The organism is Filimonas effusa (assembly GCF_004118675.1).
GTDB classification, from domain to species: domain Bacteria; phylum Bacteroidota; class Bacteroidia; order Chitinophagales; family Chitinophagaceae; genus Filimonas; species Filimonas effusa.
Genome location: NZ_SDHZ01000002.1, coordinates 776,209 through 793,060, shown reverse-complemented (window position 1 = coordinate 793,060; position 16,852 = coordinate 776,209). Strand labels below are relative to the sequence as shown.

Here is a 16,852-nt window from a genome sequence, read left to right as displayed (position 1 = left end):
TTATTGTTTGGTTGCACAAATAGCCGGATGAAGAGTTTTGTAAGGAAAGAATCTTATCTCATAAAGAATGCAGAGTTGCAACAGGCTGATCTTAAACCTATTGGTGAAGCAATAGGCAATGCCCGGATCGTAATGCTGGGAGAGCAGTGGCATGGTGATGGCGCTGCGTTTTTAGCCAAATCAAAAATTGTTAAGTATCTGCACGATAGCCTGGGATTTAATGTCCTGGCTATGGAAAGTGATCTTTATGCATTGACACGTGGTCTTGAAACGGTGGCAACTGATACAGCCTCGATACGGCAGTTTTTGCATAATAATATCAGCTCCGTATGGGCAAACTGCTCAACAACAAACGATCTTTTCTACCATTATATGCTGCAGACATATACAACAGGCAGGCCGCTTCGCATAACGGGTATCGACAACCAGTTCCTTATGGACTATAGCCGTAAAAAGCTGGTGACGGAACTGGATAGTATCTTCCGGAAATATGAACTGCCTTATGCCCGAACAGCTCATTATAACAGGTTCCTTTCATCTCTTAATGCGTTCATCAGGCACAAAGATCTCGAAGCCGCAAATAAGACTGATTATCCGTTTCTGGAAGATGCGCTTTTACAGCTTAAAACGCAGTTGCCGGAGAAATCAACCGGAGATGATTATTGGATACTGGTAACGAACAACCTGCTTCAACTTGTCAGGCAGTACGAATATATGAAACGGGGGCGGCAACAGCAGGTAATGATGAAGGCGGCAGATTCTATAAGAGACCGGCAAATGGCAGATAATGTCAGTTGGCTGGCAAGCTCAAAATACAAAGGCGAAAAGATCATAGTCTGGGCCGCAAACAGTCATATAATGAAGCATAGCAACAGCCTTCAGAATAGGTGGATAAGCAGGAATATGGGCTCCCTTTTGGCAGAAACAGCAGCGTTGCAGGGCAACGTTTATAGCCTGGGTATTACGTCCGCAATTGGCAGTCATGGATGGTTTAACGATGGAATGCACGGCGACAGGGAAAAAATACAGTCTGTTTCATTTGGCCAGAAAGAAAGTATAGATGGCTGGCTCCTCGAAAAGGGAGATCCATTTGCCTTCATCAACTTCCGGCGTTTCAATAAAAAATATCCGGACTTTAAGGAAGCATTTTATATGAAGGGACGAGGGCATATTTATCAGAAAGAAAGCTGGAACCGGCATTATGATGGCGTCTTTTATATAAAGGAAATGTATCCCTGCAGGTAAACAAGGCCTTTATAAAAAAAAACGGCTAAACATTCAGGAGATGTTTAGCCGGCTGGTTTATACGTTGACGTAAAATGCTTACACCCTATATTAACTCACTTTATACATCTTATTCGCAGAGTTGATATAATCCAATGGATCAAATGCCTTATCAAATGTTTCCTGTAATTCTTTTAAGCGTACTTCCAGGTCTTTGATACGGCTGCCCAGTTGCTCATCGTTGCGGTATTTGGCGAAAAGATCATTGTACTTTACAATATTCTGGCTGATCCGGAAGGTTGTTTGACCAAAACGCAGCTTTAACGACTGTACCTCGTTCATAGGTACAAACACCTGCTGTTTCCATTCTTTGGGGTTGGCTTCTTTTTCTTTGGAAACCTTTTCTGCTGCCTTCTTGCGTAATTCAGTCAGGTAGAGATACCTTTTTTCCGCATCGTTTTCTTTGGTGAAATTGGCCGAAAAGTCTGCTGTACTAACGTTCAGCGTTTTCAGGTTCTCGGTAATGGATTTTTCATATTTCCCCTGCAGATCTTTCAGCTCTTTGGTAATGGTTTCCCATTCGTTCTCGATCTGGTCTTTATCGTAGTTGAACTGGCTCAGTTTCATCGTAAGCGCCAGCATTTTCTCGCTCTGGGCCTTCAGGTCTTTTTCTTTTTTGCCCATATTGTCGATATAGCTGGTCATACTGCTGAAAAGGGCAGAGGTAATGGGGCCGGTTAAGGGCACCAGTCCTGTTGCGCTGCCGGTAACATTAAGCAGGCTGCTGGTGATGCTGAGCATCGGGCTTTTCTCTTTATTGCTTTGCAGGTAGGTATTGAATTGCTTGTACCATTCCTGGAAGCCGGGATAGTTCATTGGATTGGCAGCTTCGCCAAGTCCGCCAAAAAATGCCTGCGTAGAGTTGAATAATAATAAAGGCTTGATTTCCCGGTCCATAGATACCAGGTTTACCAGGGCCGACTGGTAGTTGGCCTGGAATATATTCAGTTCATTCTGGTCAATTGCACGCTGCTTGTCTTCAAGAGCCTGAACCCGCAACAGTAATTTGTCGGCTTTTTCCTTGGCGTCTTTGGATTCTTTGATGGATTTGTCGAGATCACCTACTTTTTCGTCGAGACGAAACACTGTAGAATCGATGGTGCGGGTACGCCGGTCAAAATTGACTTGGATCTCACTTAATATCCTCTCCCGTAACTCTTTGTCATTCAATGAATCAGATACCTGCGCCCAACCGGTACTGGTTGATAGGGCAATTGCTGTGATGGTCAGAAATCGTTTCATCCGTTTAATATTTTAGGCTATTTCTTCTTTTAACGCTTCGGGTCAACAGAGAGGTCCCTGTCTTACGCGTGAAAATAGGGAAATACCAGTTTCGACTGTGGGTAAATTCAAATTGCATGCCTCATATTAGGCTTACTTTATAAATTTCCCGACAACAGGCAGTTTCTGAAACTCTTTTTTCTCTACCAGCAGTAAAAATCGCCCGTAAACAAGCACTAAAACAGCACCCACCGCCAGCGAGAAAACGGTGTTGTGCCATAACCTGGTAAGCCCCAGGTGAATAAAATAAAACACCGCCACTATCACCATAAAAGCCACCAGTTTTTTCCAGGCATAGGGCACCGGATAGGCCTTTTGTCCCCAGCGGTAGCTAACGACCATCATAGTGCCATAACAAAGAAAAGTAGCCCAGGCACTGGCAATATATCCGAAATGTGGAATGAATAAGTAGTTGATTACCAGAGTTACACCCACGCCTATAAAGGTAATATAAGTACCGGCGAGGGTTTTATTGCTCAGTTTATACCAGATGCTGAGGTTATAGTATATGCCCAGGAAAATATTGGCAAATACCAATATAGGCACAACCGATAAACCCGATCGGTATTTGGGATGGATCATAATTTGCCAGATGGGCATGAACAGGGTGATCACCAGGAACATAAACGTGAGTACGATCACGAAGAACTTCATGACACGGGCATAGGTCCGCTGAGGGCTTTGTCCTTCAGCCTGTTTAAAAAAGAAAGGTTCCGCCCCCATTTTAAACGCCTGCACAAATAATGTGATGAGGATCGATAACTTATAGCACGCGTTGTAGATTCCTACCTGCTGGTCTTTAAATACCACTGAACCCGGCACCCACGCACGAAGCATGATGCGGTCGAAGGTTTCGTTGACAATGCCGCCGAGATTTACGATCAGCAACGGCAGCGAGTAAACCAGCATTTCCTTCCATAACGAAGGATTAATACGCAGCCGGATCTCTGAAAGCTCCTTGCCCAGTAATACAAAAGTAAATATGGCCTGTATCAGGTTTGCCAATACTACATAGTAGATCGGGTTCTTATTGATATCATAAATAAGACTAAGCGGGTGGTTGGGGTGCTTAGCCACAATATCATGACAGGTATTGACAAAGAACCAGGAAAGCGACAAGTGCAGGATAACGCCTGCTGTTTTTATAAAAGCATATTTTTTAGGACGCTCCTGTTGCCGCAGTCTGGCAAAGGGGATAGTGCTCAAAGCATCAAGCGCAATGAGAAAAATAGCCAGGTGTACCAGTTCTGGCAAATCGGTCAAACCCGCAAAACTTGCCAATGCTCCCTGGAATTGCCATAAAATGCAGGTGAACACCAGTGTTGAGAAAACCAGCGACAGAAACGCGGTATTATAAAGACTGTTTTTGTATTGGTCTTTGGAGGCAAAACGGAAATAGGCTGTTTCAAAACCGTAGGTGAATACGGCATTTAAAACAGGGATGAGCGAATAAATAAGACCCATTTTGCCGAAATCGGCGATCGTAATATTGTCGGAATAAGTTAAAACCGGTGTCAGCAGGTAGCCTATAAACCTGGCCCCGATAGCACTCACTCCATACCATAATGTCTGCCCTGCTAATTTCTTAATATTACTCAACGCAATGCCTGTTTGAAACAAAAATACTTGTGGATCAGTAATCGTACCGGTTTATTTTCTGCCGGTTTTGCTTTTTCCCGGAAGCCTGCTTTTTATGCTCTATCCGCCGCTCCTGCGATGCTTTTGAAGGTTTCGTCGCAATCCTGGCTTTTTTCTTTTCCAGCGCCTGTTGTACCAGCTGGTTCATCTTAAGTATAACCTCTTCCTTGTTGCCCAGCTGCGTCCGGTGCGCCTGCGATTTTACCAGCAGGCTCCCCTCCGATGTAATACGATTGGAAAGTTTTTTTAGTATAACATGCTTTTGCTCCGCTGTCAATAATGCCGAATCCCCAACCTGCCAGCGCCCCTCCACCATCGTCTCCACCTTGTTCACATTCTGACCGCCTTTACCGCCGCTTCGCGCCGTACGGAATGCTATTTCAGGCGTTATCTCTATCTTCATAGGTTAAAGTTAAGACTAAAAGTTACTATCATGCGGGCAGTTATTCAAAGAGTGTCCCATGCTTCGGTTGTCGTAAACGCCGAAACGGTGGGAGCTATACAGGCAGGTTTATTAATATTGGTAGGGATAGAAGATGCCGATACCGATGAAGATGTGAACTGGCTGAGTGCCAGGATAACTGGTCTCCGGATCTTTAACGATGCCGGAGATGTCATGAACCTTAGTATCAAAGATACCGGCGGCAACATACTGCTGGTAAGCCAGTTCACACTGCATGCCAGCACCAAAAAAGGGAACCGTCCTTCTTATATCAGGGCAAGCAAGCCGCCTGTAGCTATTCCGTTGTATGAGAAAATGATAGCCAGGCTGGAGCTTCACCTGGGCAAAAAAATCCAGACCGGCGTTTTTGGCGCCGATATGAAAGTGGAATTGCTGAACGACGGCCCCGTGACCATTATCATAGACTCTAAAAACAAAGAATAAATGACCATCAAAAACGCCCAGGAACAGGTAGATACCTGGATCAAAACGGTAGGAGTGCGCTACTTCGGAGAACTCACCAATCTTGGCATATTAATGGAAGAGGTTGGTGAACTGTCCCGGTTAATGGTTCGTACCTATGGGGAGCAATCTTTTAAAGCATCCGATAAAGGCAAAGAGCTGGCCGATGAAATGGCCGATGTGCTTTGGGTTTTGATATGCCTGGCTAACCAAACCGGCGTGGATTTAACCGATGCTTTACAAAAGAACTTCGAAAAGAAGAACATCAGGGACAGTGACCGACACCTGAACAATGAAAAATTAAAGTAACCTAATCTGACCCACTATGAAAATACGCGACTGGGGAAAAATGTTCTGGCAGGCCATAAACGACTTCCTGGATAATGGTGTCCTGCGCATGAGCGCCGCATTGGCTTATTACACCATTTTCGCACTGGCCCCCATGCTTATCATCATCATCTCCATCGCGGATCTCTTCTGGGGCAGGGACGCCATTAATGGAAGCGTATATTACCAGTTGAATGATTTTCTTGGTGCCCAGGCTGCTTCGCAGGTGCAGGATATGCTGAAGAATGCGGCTATTTCGGGAAGTAATACGCTTGCTACTGTTATTGGAATTGTATCGCTTGTATTTGCCGCAACAGGTGTGTTTACTGAAATCCAGGTTTCCATTAATACCATCTGGCATCTGAAAACCAAACCTAAAAAAGGACAGGGTATTCTCAAATTTGTGCTGAACAGGCTAATAAGTTTTTCAATGGTGGTGGGACTTGGCTTTATCCTGCTGGTATCATTGGCGGTAAATACTGTAATGGATACGCTTTTGAATCAACTGACACGGATTTTTCCCGACAACAATGTCAACCTCGCCTATATTACCAATTACGTTGTCACATTTGGCGTCATCAGCTTTTTGTTCGCGGTGATTTTTAAAGTGTTGCCCGATGCACGGGTGAAGTGGAAAGACGTATGGATGGGGGCCTTTTCTACCGCCATATTGTTTATGCTGGGGAAATTCGGCATCAGTTTTTATCTGTCTAAAAGTACCGTTGCCAGCACCTATGGTGCCGCCGGGTCGATGGTGCTGTTGTTATTATGGGTGTACTACTCTTCCGCTATCCTCTATTTCGGCGCCGGCTTTACCCGGGTATATGCCTGTTTCCGCGGACGGAACATCTATCCCAATGACTATGCGGTTTATATAGTCCAGGTAGAAAAAGAAAATCACGAATCCCTGGCCGCCCAGGAAGTCGTTGCCGCATCAGAAAAGGCTAAGTAATAAATGCCGTTCTTATTATATTTGCTGCCACTATGAGCAGTATACAGGATAATAAATTTCAGGCGATTATATCGCACGCTAAAGAATATGGCTTTGTTTTCCCCAGCAGTGAGATCTACGACGGCCTAAGCGCCGTTTACGATTACGGCCCATACGGCAGTGAACTGAAAAAGAATATCAGGGATTACTGGTGGAAATCAATGACCCAGCTGCACGATAATATCGTAGGTATCGACGCTGCCATTTTTATGCATCCTACTACCTGGAAGGCCAGCGGTCACGTCGACAATTTCAGCGATCCCATGATCGACAACAAAGACAGCAAAAAACGCTACCGCGTCGACCACCTCATAGAAGCTTTTGCCGATAAACTTACCGAAGGCGGTAAGGAACAGGAAGCAGAAGCCCTGCTGGCTGAAATGGAACGTTTGCTGGCAAAAGAAGATTTTACCGCACTCAAACAACTGATCGAAGACAATAAGATCAGCTGTTCCGTAAGCGGTACCGTTAACTGGACCGAGATCCGTCAGTTTAACCTGATGTTCGATACAAAACTGGGCTCCGTAGCTGGCGATGCCGAAACCATCTACCTGCGTCCCGAAACCGCTCAGGGTATCTTTGTGAATTTCCTGAATGTGCAGAAAACGGCGCGTATGAAAGTGCCCTTCGGTATTGCACAAACCGGTAAAGCTTTCCGTAACGAGATCGTTGCCCGCCAGTTCATCTTCAGAATGCGCGAGTTCGAACAAATGGAAATGCAGTTCTTCGTGCGCCCCGGCACAGAAGGCGAATGGTACCAATACTGGAAAGACGCACGATTGAAATGGCACCTGAGCCTGGGCATCGACCCCGCTAAATACCGCTTCCACGATCACGTGAAACTGGCCCACTATGCCAAGGAAGCCTGCGATATCGAATTCAACTTCCCCATTGGCTTTAAAGAAGTGGAAGGTATCCACTCCCGCAGCGATTTCGACCTTACACAGCATCAGCAGTACAGCCGTAAAAAGATGCAGTATTTCGATACCGACCTCAATGAAGAAGGCAAACCTTATGGTAACTACGTGCCTTATGTCATTGAAACATCTATCGGCCTCGATCGTATGTTCCTCCTCATACTCTCTAATGCTTATAACGAAGAAACCCTTACCAAGGAAGACGGCAGCACCGACAGCCGCGTGGTATTGAACCTGCCCGCCAAACTGGCGCCGGTAAAACTGGCCGTTCTGCCTTTAACCAAGAAAGACGGCCTGCCTGAAATTGCCAAAGAACTGGTCGACAGCTGTAAACCTTTCTTCAGGTGTTTCTACGAAGAAAAAGATGCCATCGGTAAACGCTACCGCCGCCAGGATGCCATCGGCACCCCGTTCTGTGTTACCATAGATCACCAGACCAAAGAAGATCAAACGGTAACCATCCGCTACCGCGATAGCATGACCCAGGAACGTATCCATATCGATAAGATCAAAGACCTGGTACTGAAAGAAACATTCTAAGTATCCTCAGCAATAAACTAATAAGGGGCTGACCAAAAGTAATGGTCAGCCCCTTATTAGTTTATATACTTCCTTCCGGCATTGCATCATCTGCCATTCCACCGCGCTGCCATTCCACCGCGCTGCCGTTCACGGCTCTAAGCGCTACCATCGCGCATCCCCATCGATATTCTGCTGTAACACCCATGTAAGCAGGGCATTATTTTCGTCATCAAGCTCCAGCTTGCGGCAGATATTATGGCGGTGGTTCTTAATGGTATGCGGACTCAGAAATAACATCTGGGCAATTTCCTTGGTCGTTTTCTTCTGAGCAATGAGTTTTATGATCTCCCTTTCCGTATGATTGAGCACATTGGTGGCGGAAGGCTGCTTTTTGCCGGAAGGCGGATTGCCGTTCAAACGGGTGAGCACCAGCTGTACACCGGCATATAACTGTACTTCGTCAACAGGTTTAATGATATAATTGGCAGGCTTGGTAAGGGCCGCATCTTCAATAATGCCTTTCGACTGGTACGAAGTAATGAAGATGACCTCGAACAGGTAATGCTTCTGCAGGTTCGCTATCAGCTCAATGCCATTCTGGTCTTCATTAAGATTGATATCGCATAGCAGGAGATGGGGGGAATATTGTTCCATTTCGAGCGCAGCCTCGGCGGTTGATAGTGCTATCCGGATCTCGCAGTTAAAATGTGATCTTAACTGTTGTTCCATAAACCGGGCGATAATGATCTCGTCTTCAATGATAAGGATTCGCATATAGAGTTACAAACGGGTAGCATAAAGTTAAACGGCCAGCGTAAATGTATACATTAATCCGTTGTCATTGCGAATTTCTACCGTCGCATTTAATTGGCGGGAAAGATCTTTTATCAGTGGAACACCCATCGATACATTTTCACGGCCCGCAGGCATACCCGGCCCGTTGTCCGAAAACACGAACTGGATGGTATGCTCCGTAATGGGGGTTATGCTCATTCGGATCAGTGGCTCCTGCGTATTGGCAAAAGCATACTTGTAAGCATTGGTGAGTAACTCCGCTACAATAAGCCCGAAACTAAGAATGTGCGAAGCATCCATAGTAATATCATCAGGTAGCGAAAGACTGGTACGAACAGTGCCTTTGGTATCATAAATGCGTTCCGAATAGGCTGAGAGCTCCTCAATAAATTCTTTCAGGTTTACCGAACTGATATCATCAAACTGGTAAAGCTTCTGGTTAACGAGGATCATGGCTTTGATCTTCGATATATTGCTTTTCAGGATGTCCTGCGCCTTGCTGTCCAACACAATGGGCAGCTGTAATTGGTTTAGACTGTATAATAATTGCAGGTTATTTTTTACCCGGTGGTGTAGCTCATTGATAAGCGTTTCAATACGGGCATTACGCGCTACCAGCTGCTCTGTTCTTTCCGCTACCTTTTTTTCAAGTGAATCATTCTGAAGTTTTTGTAAAAGTGCAAGTCTTTGCAATGAGGCATTCCGCTTGATCTCCGATTGACGAAGCTCTTCTTTCAAACCAATAGAAAAGAGCAGTACCACAATGAGTACGGTGAAATTGGAGATGTAGGGGTTGATGGTAATAGCCTGTTCGTGCATTACCATTACTACCGTAATCACTGCTATCGCCGATACGCCAAATAAGATGATCCCATATGCCAGGAAACGTTGGGCATGGTTGAGATGATTCCAGCAATGCCATATCGCATAAGCGAAAAAGAAACCAGGTATGGGAAAGGAACAGGCTACGAGTATATTGCCCAGCCTGTAGTCGTTGGTGACGGCGAGCATGATATTTTTTGCTATTGCAAATGCAATCATCAGGTACATACCTGCCATACCGTATTTATATAGCTTGGGAGCGGCAGTTTTTATCTGCCAGAAATCCATCATCAGCAGAAATACAGCTAAAAAGGCGATCTGTATAAACGGCAGGTTAAATAGCCACCCTGTAGCGGGATGTTCCGGAAAGCACAGGTCTATAAAGTAACCATTCATACTAAGGCTATATAAGGCAGTACCGGCAATCATCAGCGATAACCAGCCATAAGGCCTGAAACGGCTTACTATCCACGAAAGCAGGGTATATAGCAGAAATATGATCAATGCGCCGAATGTAAGGCTATCCGAAAGTATTTTTCGTTGTAAGGTCCGGAGGTATCCTTCCTTTTGCTGGAGCTTGAATAGTAGTTCCGGCTTATATCCTTTTTCATGTAATACTTTAAGGAAAATTGTGTAGTGTTTGCCTGCCTGGAGCCGGAAAGAAAAAAAAGTGCGGCTGTCATCGGGACTGATGGCGCTGGCCGGCCGGAATATACCTGCCTGCTGGTGTTGGTAAGGCTCATTGGAATGAGAAAAATAAAGATCAACCAGGCTTATATTCTCGAAAGCCAGGGCAAGGGATTCGGGTTGCCATAAATTGTCTGTCGCTATTTCCATCTTCAGCCAGTAGGTGCTGCGGGGATGATGACTCTGAAAACGGTTATAAGGGCGAAACCATTGCGGATGCGATTCTATAGCTCCCAGATAGTAAAGATGCAGCGAATCTTCCATTACCTGCAGATAGGGGGTAAGCGACAGCGGCGCTGCAAGCTGTTCAGGTTGAGATAAACGTAAAGTATCTGCCTTGCCCGGTGCCGCTATGAACAGCACCGATAGTATGATCAAAAACACTTTAAGCCGCAGAAACTTCATATGCAAATATGATGGATTTAATGGTCTCATAAAATCAGACCCTGGGGTCTATTTTCCCTGCTATGCGCTCATACTATATTTGCATCAGACCCTGCTGCAATACGTAACTAGATAAGAGCTTGACAGTTAGTATTGCATACTCTTTGTCGAACGCAGCTCAATAGGAGATATGGGCGTATTTTCCTATCCGGGCTGCGTTTTTTATTTTTATCTTTGCTCCCGTTTATGAATCTTAGTGCGTTGTTGGAGCTGTACAAACAATCCCCCCGCCTTTTACAGTTGGCGGACAGGCTGGCTTTTGCCGCTGATCATCCGGAAAACACAAAACAGCCGGTTTTCCTAAAGAATTTACAAGGTAGTAGTCGCGAATTTTTGCTTGGTGCTATTTTCCAGCTTGAGCAAACCAAAAAGCTGAATCACCTCGTGGTCCTGAACGATGCCGAAGAAGCGGCATATTTCCACAATACGATCGAAAACCTGACCGGGGCCATCGACCTGTTCTATTTCCCCTCTTCGTTTAAAAACAGGAAGAACTTTAAACTGCTCAACAGTTCTCATGTAATGCTTCGTACCGAAGCATTGACGAGGCTTGCAGCCGGCGGTAATCGTAAAATGATCATCACCTACCCCGAAGCCCTGTTCGAAAAGGTGGTGCTGCCCGAAACACTCAGCGGTAATATCATCCAGATAAAAGCAAATGATACCCTGAATGTTGATGGACTGCTCGAATTGTTCGTAATGTATGGCTTCGTCCGTACCGACTTTGTATATGAACCGGGCCAGTTTGCAGTACGGGGCGGCATTCTCGACATCTACTCGTTTGGTAATGATAAACCCTACCGTGTAGAGCTTTTTGGTAACGAAGTGGACAGTATCCGGATCTTCGATCCCGAAACACAGTTGAGCGAACGCAAACTGCTGCAGGTAAGTATCATCCCGAATATTGAAACACAGTTCACGACAGGTGAAAAAGTGACCCTGCTCGAGTTCCTGCCCGAAAATATGATGGTTTGGCTCGACGACTGGGATGTGATCAAAGAAAAGATCAGTCAGCAGGAAGAAGACCTGGGGCTGTACCTGCAAAGAATGGAAGCCGCCGGTAACGAACCCGCACCCGATGTGCAGGACGATGAAGACGATACCAAAATACTGAAGGAAGTATCCCTGCACGATTTCGTTCCCGCAGCAACCATAGAGCGCCAGTTAAAGCAAAGGCAGGTGATTGAAATAGGATACAAGCCGCAACTGGCGACTTTTGAAATTGAATTCAATACCAAACCGCAGCCTTCTTTCAATCGCCAGTTCGATCTCCTGATCAGGGATCTCAAATCACATGAAACCAATAAATACACCATCTACCTGTTTGCCGAACAGGCACGGCAGCTCGAACGGCTGAATACTATTTTCACCGATCTCAATACCGAGCTGCAGTTTGTTCCGGTAGCCACTTCTATCCACAGCGGCTTCATCGACCACGATCTTAAGGTGGTTTGTTATACCGATCACCAGATCTTCCAGCGTTATCATAAATACCGCGTAAAACAGGCCTTTAACAAGAACAAGGCAATCACGCTTAAAACACTGCGTGAATTGCAGCCGGGCGATTATGTAACACATATCGACCATGGTGTGGGTACCTACAGCGGTTTGCAGAAAATTGAAACCAATGGTAAGGTGCAGGAAATGGTGCGTATCCTGTATAAGGATAACGACATCCTGTATGTAAACATCAACTCACTCCACAAGATCTCCAAGTTCACAGGTAAAGAAGGTACTGTGCCCAAAGTAAATAAACTGGGCAGCGAGGTCTGGAGTAAACTGAAAGAAAAAACAAAGGCGAAGGTGAAGGAAATAGCCTTCGACCTGATTCAATTATACGCTCAGAGAAAGGCGCAGCAAGGCTTTGCACATACGCCTGACAACTATATGCAAACCGAGCTCGAAGCTTCGTTTGTATACGAAGACACACCCGACCAGGCTAAAGCCAGCGAAGATGTGAAAAGGGATATGGAGCAGCCTTCACCTATGGACCGCCTGGTTTGTGGCGACGTTGGATTCGGTAAAACCGAAGTTGCCATAAGAGCCGCCTTCAAAACGGTTGTCGATGGCAAACAGGCCGCCGTACTGGTGCCTACAACCATCCTTGCTTTCCAGCACTACAAAACGTTTAAAGAAAGGCTGAAAGACTTCCCCGTAACAGTCGACTTCATCAACCGTTTTAAATCTTCGAAAGAAAAGAAAGAAACGCTGAAGCGCCTCGAAGAAGGTAAGATCGATATCCTCGTTGGTACACATGGCGTGCTGGGGAAAGAAGTGAAGTTCAAAGACCTGGGATTAATGGTCATCGACGAAGAGCAGAAGTTTGGCGTGGCGCACAAGGAGAAGCTGAAAACCATGAAAACGAATGTGGATTGCCTGACCCTTACAGCCACACCCATACCACGTACACTGCAGTTCTCTCTTATGGGAGCGCGCGACCTCAGTATCATCAATACCCCGCCGCCCAACCGCCAGCCCGTTCAAACGGAAATCCAGGTGTTTAACCAGGATGTCATCAGAGATGCCATCTACTTTGAAACGGAGCGCGGAGGACAGGTGTTCTTTATTCATAACCGGGTACAGGGATTAAAGGAAATGGCCGGCCTCATACAGGCTTTATGCCCCGACCTGAGTATCTCCTATGCACACGGTCAAATGGACGGCGCAGAACTCGAAGAACGGATCCTCGACTTTATCGACCGTAAATATGATGTCCTCATCTGTACCAATATTGTGGAAAGCGGCGTCGACATCGCAAATGTGAATACCATTATTATCAACAATGCGCATCACTTTGGCTTAAGCGACCTGCACCAGTTGAGAGGCAGGGTAGGACGCAGTAACAGGAAAGCATTCTGTTACCTGCTGGCGCCGCCGGTAAGTACTTTGCCTACCGATTCCCGCAAGCGTTTACAAACGCTCGAGCAGTTCAGCGACCTCGGCAGCGGCTTCCAGATAGCAATGCGCGACCTCGATATCCGTGGCGCAGGTAATATGCTCGGTGGTGAACAAAGCGGCTTCATGGCCGATATAGGCTTCGAAATGTACCAGAAGATCCTCGACGAGGCCATCAGGGAACTGAAACGGACTTCGTTTAAAGAGCTGTTCAAAGAAGAGATCAGCAAACAGGATGACTTCGTCAGCGATTGTACCATCGATACCGACCTTGAAGTGCTTATCCCCGACTCTTATGTAGAAAGCATTACAGAACGGCTGTCTTTGTACACACGTCTCGATAACTGCGAAAAGGACGAAGAATTGCAGGCTTTCCACCAGGAGTTGCTCGACAGGTTTGGTCCCATGCCCCAATCGGTAGATGACCTGTTCACAACGGTGCGCTGCCGCTGGCTGGCAGTATCATTGGGATTCGAGAAAATGGCGCTGAAAGAGGATACGTTGCGTTGTTACTTTATCAACAAGAACGATTCTCCTTATTTTGAATCCGATCTCTTTAAAAATATTCTTCAGTATTTGCAAACAGGAACCAATAAGGCGCGGTTAAAGCAATCTGCTAAAAACTTCCTGCTGGTGGTCGATGATATCAAAGACATGAACGATATGCATCGTTTCCTGGATCTGATGAAAAAAGGAGTGATAGGCGATAAGCAATAGAAAATATTTTCACCGTTTTTGCTAAAGATTGCTAAAAAAAGCGGCGATTTTGAAAAGGCTGTCTTAAAGCATCCTAAAAGCATCTTTAAAGCTTCTCAAAAGCTTCTTTAAAAATGTTTCTTTTTTTAGCAATCTTTAGCAAAAGCAAGAATAAAAAAAGCGGCTGCATCTGAAAAGATACAGCCGCTTTTCTATAAAGTTGTGTGTCTGCCCCGAGACTAGAAGTCTTTCTTGGCTACGCCGTCAGCGATTGCCTGAAGCGCTTTTGCTTCACCCAGGATAGCACTCATTTTATTACCCTTGCCATCATGACCTTTAGCAATATAACCGCCTTTAGCTGTTTTAGAAATCACTGCATCCTGTAAGGGAACATCTTTCTCCTTAGTCTTTAAGCAATATGCCTTGATCATTTTTGATGTGTCCATTTGTCTTTGATTTTAAAAAATTAGTAAAAATAGGCTGTTTTCCAAAAGAATGCCATACCGCATAAGCAGTATTAAGCATCGATTTTGGCGTATTTGGCGTGCGTTTCAATAAACTCCCTGCGGGGAGCAACTTCATCGCCCATGAGCATGCTGAATACGCCATCAGCAACAGCCAAGCTCTCTATAGTTACCTTTTTCAGCGTTCTGCGGGCCGGATCCATGGTTGTTTCCCATAACTGATCGGCATTCATTTCACCAAGACCTTTATATCGCTGAATCGTGACACTGTCTTCTTTACCGCCGGAGATGCGATCTACCAGCTCTTTCCTTTGTACCTCGTTATAGGCGTATGCCTGTTCTTTACCCTTTTTAATCAGGTACAGCGGCGGCTGCGCCAGGTAAACGTGGCCTTGCTCTACCAGGGCCTTCATATAACGGAAAATAAACGTTAGGATCAACGTAGCAATATGCGAGCCATCCACGTCGGCATCCGTCATGATGATCAGCTTATGGTAGCGTAATTTGCTTAAGTTCAGTTCTTTAGGATCTTCAGGCGTTCCAATTGTAACACCCATGGCAGTGAAAATGTTGCGGATTTCCTCGTTTTCGTAGATTTTATGCTCCATAGCCTTTTCTACGTTAAGGATTTTACCCCGAAGCGGCAGGATAGCCTGGTGGCTCCTGTCACGGCCTTGCTTAGCCGTTCCACCTGCCGAATCACCTTCCACAAGGTATAATTCGCAACGTTCCGGATCACGTTCCGAACAGTCTGCCAGCTTGCCAGGTAAGCCGCCACCGGTTAAAACGGTTTTGCGTTGTACCATCTCGCGTGCTTTTTTAGCCGCAACACGGGCCTGGGCCGCCAATATGATCTTGGAAATAACGTTTTTAGCCTCCTTGGGATTCTCTTCCAGGTAATTTTGCAGTGCAGCAGCTACCGTGGTTTGCACAATACCGCTAACATCGCTGTTACCCAGTTTGGTCTTGGTTTGACCCTCAAACTGTGGCTCCGGCACTTTTACCGAAACAATGGCGCTTAAACCTTCCCGGAAGTCGTCACCCTCAATTTCCACCTTGGCCTTTTCAAAAAGACCCTGTTTGTCGCCATACGATTTAAACACCCTCGTCAGCGCCTGGCGGAAACCGGTAACGTGCGTACCACCTTCTATAGTATTGATATTGTTAACGTACGAGAAGATATGCTCCTTGAAATCATCGTTGTAGGTCATGGCAACCTCAACGGCGACATTACTGTTGGCATCATGTCCTTCTACATATAAGGTGCTAGGTATCAGCGGTGTGCGTTTCCCGTTGGCATCCAGCAATTCTACGAATTCAACAATACCGCCTTCGCTGTAGAAGTTTTTTACATAAACATTACCCTGTTCGTCTTTTTCACGCAGGTCGGTAAGGGTAATGCTGATCTTCTTATTAAGAAAAGCCAGTTCTCTCAAACGGCCTTCAAGAATGTCCTTATTGTAGAGGGTGGTCTGGAAAATAGATCCGTCAGGCCAGAAATGTACCTTTGTGCCGGTAAGCTCGCTGACACCTATTTCGCGTACATCATACTGGGGAATGCCCGTACGGTACTCCTGTTCAAAGATCTTTCCTTCGCGGTGTACGGTTACATGCAGTACGGTGCTCAATGCGTTAACGCAACTCACACCCACGCCATGCAAACCACCGGAAACTTTATATGTATTCTTATCAAACTTACCTCCGGCATGAAGTACTGTCATTACTATTTCCAGGGCGCTTTTTTGTTCCTTGGTGTTCATGCCGGTAGGGATACCCCGCCCGTCGTCCTGAACACTGATGGAATTGTCTTCATGGATAGTAACTTCAATATTTTTACACCAGCCGGCGAGGGCTTCGTCAATAGAGTTGTCAACTACTTCATACACAAGGTGATGTAAACCTTTAACACCCACATCACCAATATACATGGCCGGTCTTTTACGTACCGCTTCCAGCCCTTCCAGCACCTGAATGCTGTCTGCACCATAACCACTTTGTACAGGGGCTTCCACGTTCATCGTTTCTTCACTCATAGATAGATATAAATATGAACAGTTGTATGTTATTATAGAATGAGAGCCTGCAAAACTACGAAAAATTAAGGGGTTTATAACTAAAAACCCTGCCTAAACTGACGTTTTAACAGGTTTGTGAACAGTATGTGGAAATATCCCTTCCCCCTGTC

Annotated in this window: 12 protein-coding genes and 1 pseudogene; 6 read left to right on the top strand and 7 right to left on the bottom strand. The window is 45.7% G+C overall.

The features are described from left to right. The first annotated feature begins 27 nt into the window (after window positions 1–27). A complete protein-coding gene (locus ESB13_RS14500; protein WP_164974217.1) occupies window positions 28–1,245 on the top strand; it encodes an erythromycin esterase family protein in 1,218 nt (405 codons plus the stop codon). 90 nt (window positions 1,246–1,335) lie between these two features. Here the strand turns inward: ESB13_RS14500 and ESB13_RS14495 are convergent, their stop codons facing one another. The 3 genes and pseudogenes from ESB13_RS14495 to arfB form a co-directional block, all read right to left on the bottom strand. Further along, window positions 1,336–2,526, bottom strand: a complete 1,191-nt coding sequence (locus ESB13_RS14495) for a hypothetical protein (RefSeq protein WP_129004363.1) — start codon at window positions 2,524–2,526, stop codon at window positions 1,336–1,338. Window positions 2,527–2,658: 132 nt separating this feature from the next. Beyond that, window positions 2,659–4,164, bottom strand: a complete 1,506-nt coding sequence (locus ESB13_RS14490) for an oligosaccharide flippase family protein (protein ID WP_129004362.1) — start codon at window positions 4,162–4,164, stop codon at window positions 2,659–2,661. A gap of 34 nt (window positions 4,165–4,198) precedes the next feature. After that, window positions 4,199–4,606, bottom strand: a pseudogene (arfB, locus tag ESB13_RS14485) (alternative ribosome rescue aminoacyl-tRNA hydrolase ArfB); the annotation flags it as partial. A gap of 30 nt (window positions 4,607–4,636) precedes the next feature. Between arfB and dtd the strand changes: the two are divergent. From dtd to ESB13_RS14470, 4 genes are read left to right on the top strand one after another with little or no spacing between them, the layout of a single operon-like run. Beyond that, on the top strand, window positions 4,637–5,089 hold the full coding sequence (gene dtd / locus ESB13_RS23875) for a D-aminoacyl-tRNA deacylase (RefSeq protein WP_181955306.1): 453 nt from the start codon (window positions 4,637–4,639) through the stop codon (window positions 5,087–5,089). Next, window positions 5,090–5,416: a nucleotide pyrophosphohydrolase gene (locus tag ESB13_RS23870; protein WP_181955305.1), complete on the top strand. Its 327-nt coding sequence runs from the start codon at window positions 5,090–5,092 to the stop codon at window positions 5,414–5,416. It begins immediately after the preceding gene. 16 nt (window positions 5,417–5,432) lie between these two features. Beyond that, on the top strand, window positions 5,433–6,386 hold the full coding sequence (locus ESB13_RS14475; RefSeq protein ID WP_129004360.1) for a YihY/virulence factor BrkB family protein: 954 nt from the start codon (window positions 5,433–5,435) through the stop codon (window positions 6,384–6,386). Between the two features lie 32 nt (window positions 6,387–6,418). Further along, the gene (locus ESB13_RS14470) at window positions 6,419–7,882 is read left to right on the top strand and encodes a glycine--tRNA ligase (RefSeq protein WP_129004359.1); all 1,464 of its coding nucleotides are present in this window, start codon (window positions 6,419–6,421) and stop codon (window positions 7,880–7,882) included. A gap of 144 nt (window positions 7,883–8,026) precedes the next feature. Here ESB13_RS14470 and ESB13_RS14465 read toward each other — a convergent pair whose 3' ends face one another. After that, complete coding sequence (locus ESB13_RS14465) at window positions 8,027–8,638, bottom strand: response regulator transcription factor (RefSeq protein WP_129004358.1); 612 nt, start codon at window positions 8,636–8,638, stop codon at window positions 8,027–8,029. 27 nt (window positions 8,639–8,665) lie between these two features. Beyond that, window positions 8,666–10,573 (bottom strand): histidine kinase dimerization/phosphoacceptor domain -containing protein, encoded by a 1,908-nt coding sequence (locus ESB13_RS14460; RefSeq protein WP_164974216.1) that lies wholly within the window; start codon window positions 10,571–10,573, stop codon window positions 8,666–8,668. Between the two features lie 225 nt (window positions 10,574–10,798). Between ESB13_RS14460 and mfd the strand changes: the two genes are divergently transcribed. Continuing rightward, on the top strand, window positions 10,799–14,224 hold the full coding sequence (mfd, locus tag ESB13_RS14455) for a transcription-repair coupling factor (RefSeq protein ID WP_129004356.1): 3,426 nt from the start codon (window positions 10,799–10,801) through the stop codon (window positions 14,222–14,224). A gap of 218 nt (window positions 14,225–14,442) precedes the next feature. On the opposite strand, the gene ESB13_RS14450 is transcribed toward mfd, so the two are convergent. Beyond that, window positions 14,443–14,649: a hypothetical protein gene (locus tag ESB13_RS14450; protein WP_181955304.1), complete on the bottom strand. Its 207-nt coding sequence runs from the start codon at window positions 14,647–14,649 to the stop codon at window positions 14,443–14,445. Window positions 14,650–14,720: 71 nt separating this feature from the next. After that, on the bottom strand, window positions 14,721–16,700 hold the full coding sequence (gene gyrB, locus ESB13_RS14445) for a DNA topoisomerase (ATP-hydrolyzing) subunit B (protein WP_129004355.1): 1,980 nt from the start codon (window positions 16,698–16,700) through the stop codon (window positions 14,721–14,723). Between the last annotated feature and the right edge of the window lie 152 nt (window positions 16,701–16,852).

What these genes read in the sequence shown, in the direction of transcription:
- ESB13_RS14500 (WP_164974217.1), top strand. Translation starts at nt 28, where the DNA reads ATGAAGAGTTTTGTAAGGAAAGAATCTTATCTCATAAAGAATGCAGAG.
- ESB13_RS14495 (WP_129004363.1), bottom strand. Translation starts at nt 2,526, where the DNA reads ATGAAACGATTTCTGACCATCACAGCAATTGCCCTATCAACCAGTACC.
- dtd (WP_181955306.1), top strand. Translation starts at nt 4,637, where the DNA reads ATGCGGGCAGTTATTCAAAGAGTGTCCCATGCTTCGGTTGTCGTAAAC.
- ESB13_RS23870 (WP_181955305.1), top strand. Translation starts at nt 5,090, where the DNA reads ATGACCATCAAAAACGCCCAGGAACAGGTAGATACCTGGATCAAAACG.
- ESB13_RS14475 (WP_129004360.1), top strand. Translation starts at nt 5,433, where the DNA reads ATGAAAATACGCGACTGGGGAAAAATGTTCTGGCAGGCCATAAACGAC.
- ESB13_RS14470 (WP_129004359.1), top strand. Translation starts at nt 6,419, where the DNA reads ATGAGCAGTATACAGGATAATAAATTTCAGGCGATTATATCGCACGCT.
- ESB13_RS14465 (WP_129004358.1), bottom strand. Translation starts at nt 8,638, where the DNA reads ATGCGAATCCTTATCATTGAAGACGAGATCATTATCGCCCGGTTTATG.
- ESB13_RS14460 (WP_164974216.1), bottom strand. Translation starts at nt 10,573, where the DNA reads ATGAAGTTTCTGCGGCTTAAAGTGTTTTTGATCATACTATCGGTGCTG.
- mfd (WP_129004356.1), top strand. Translation starts at nt 10,799, where the DNA reads ATGAATCTTAGTGCGTTGTTGGAGCTGTACAAACAATCCCCCCGCCTT.
- ESB13_RS14450 (WP_181955304.1), bottom strand. Translation starts at nt 14,649, where the DNA reads ATGGACACATCAAAAATGATCAAGGCATATTGCTTAAAGACTAAGGAG.
- gyrB (WP_129004355.1), bottom strand. Translation starts at nt 16,700, where the DNA reads ATGAGTGAAGAAACGATGAACGTGGAAGCCCCTGTACAAAGTGGTTAT.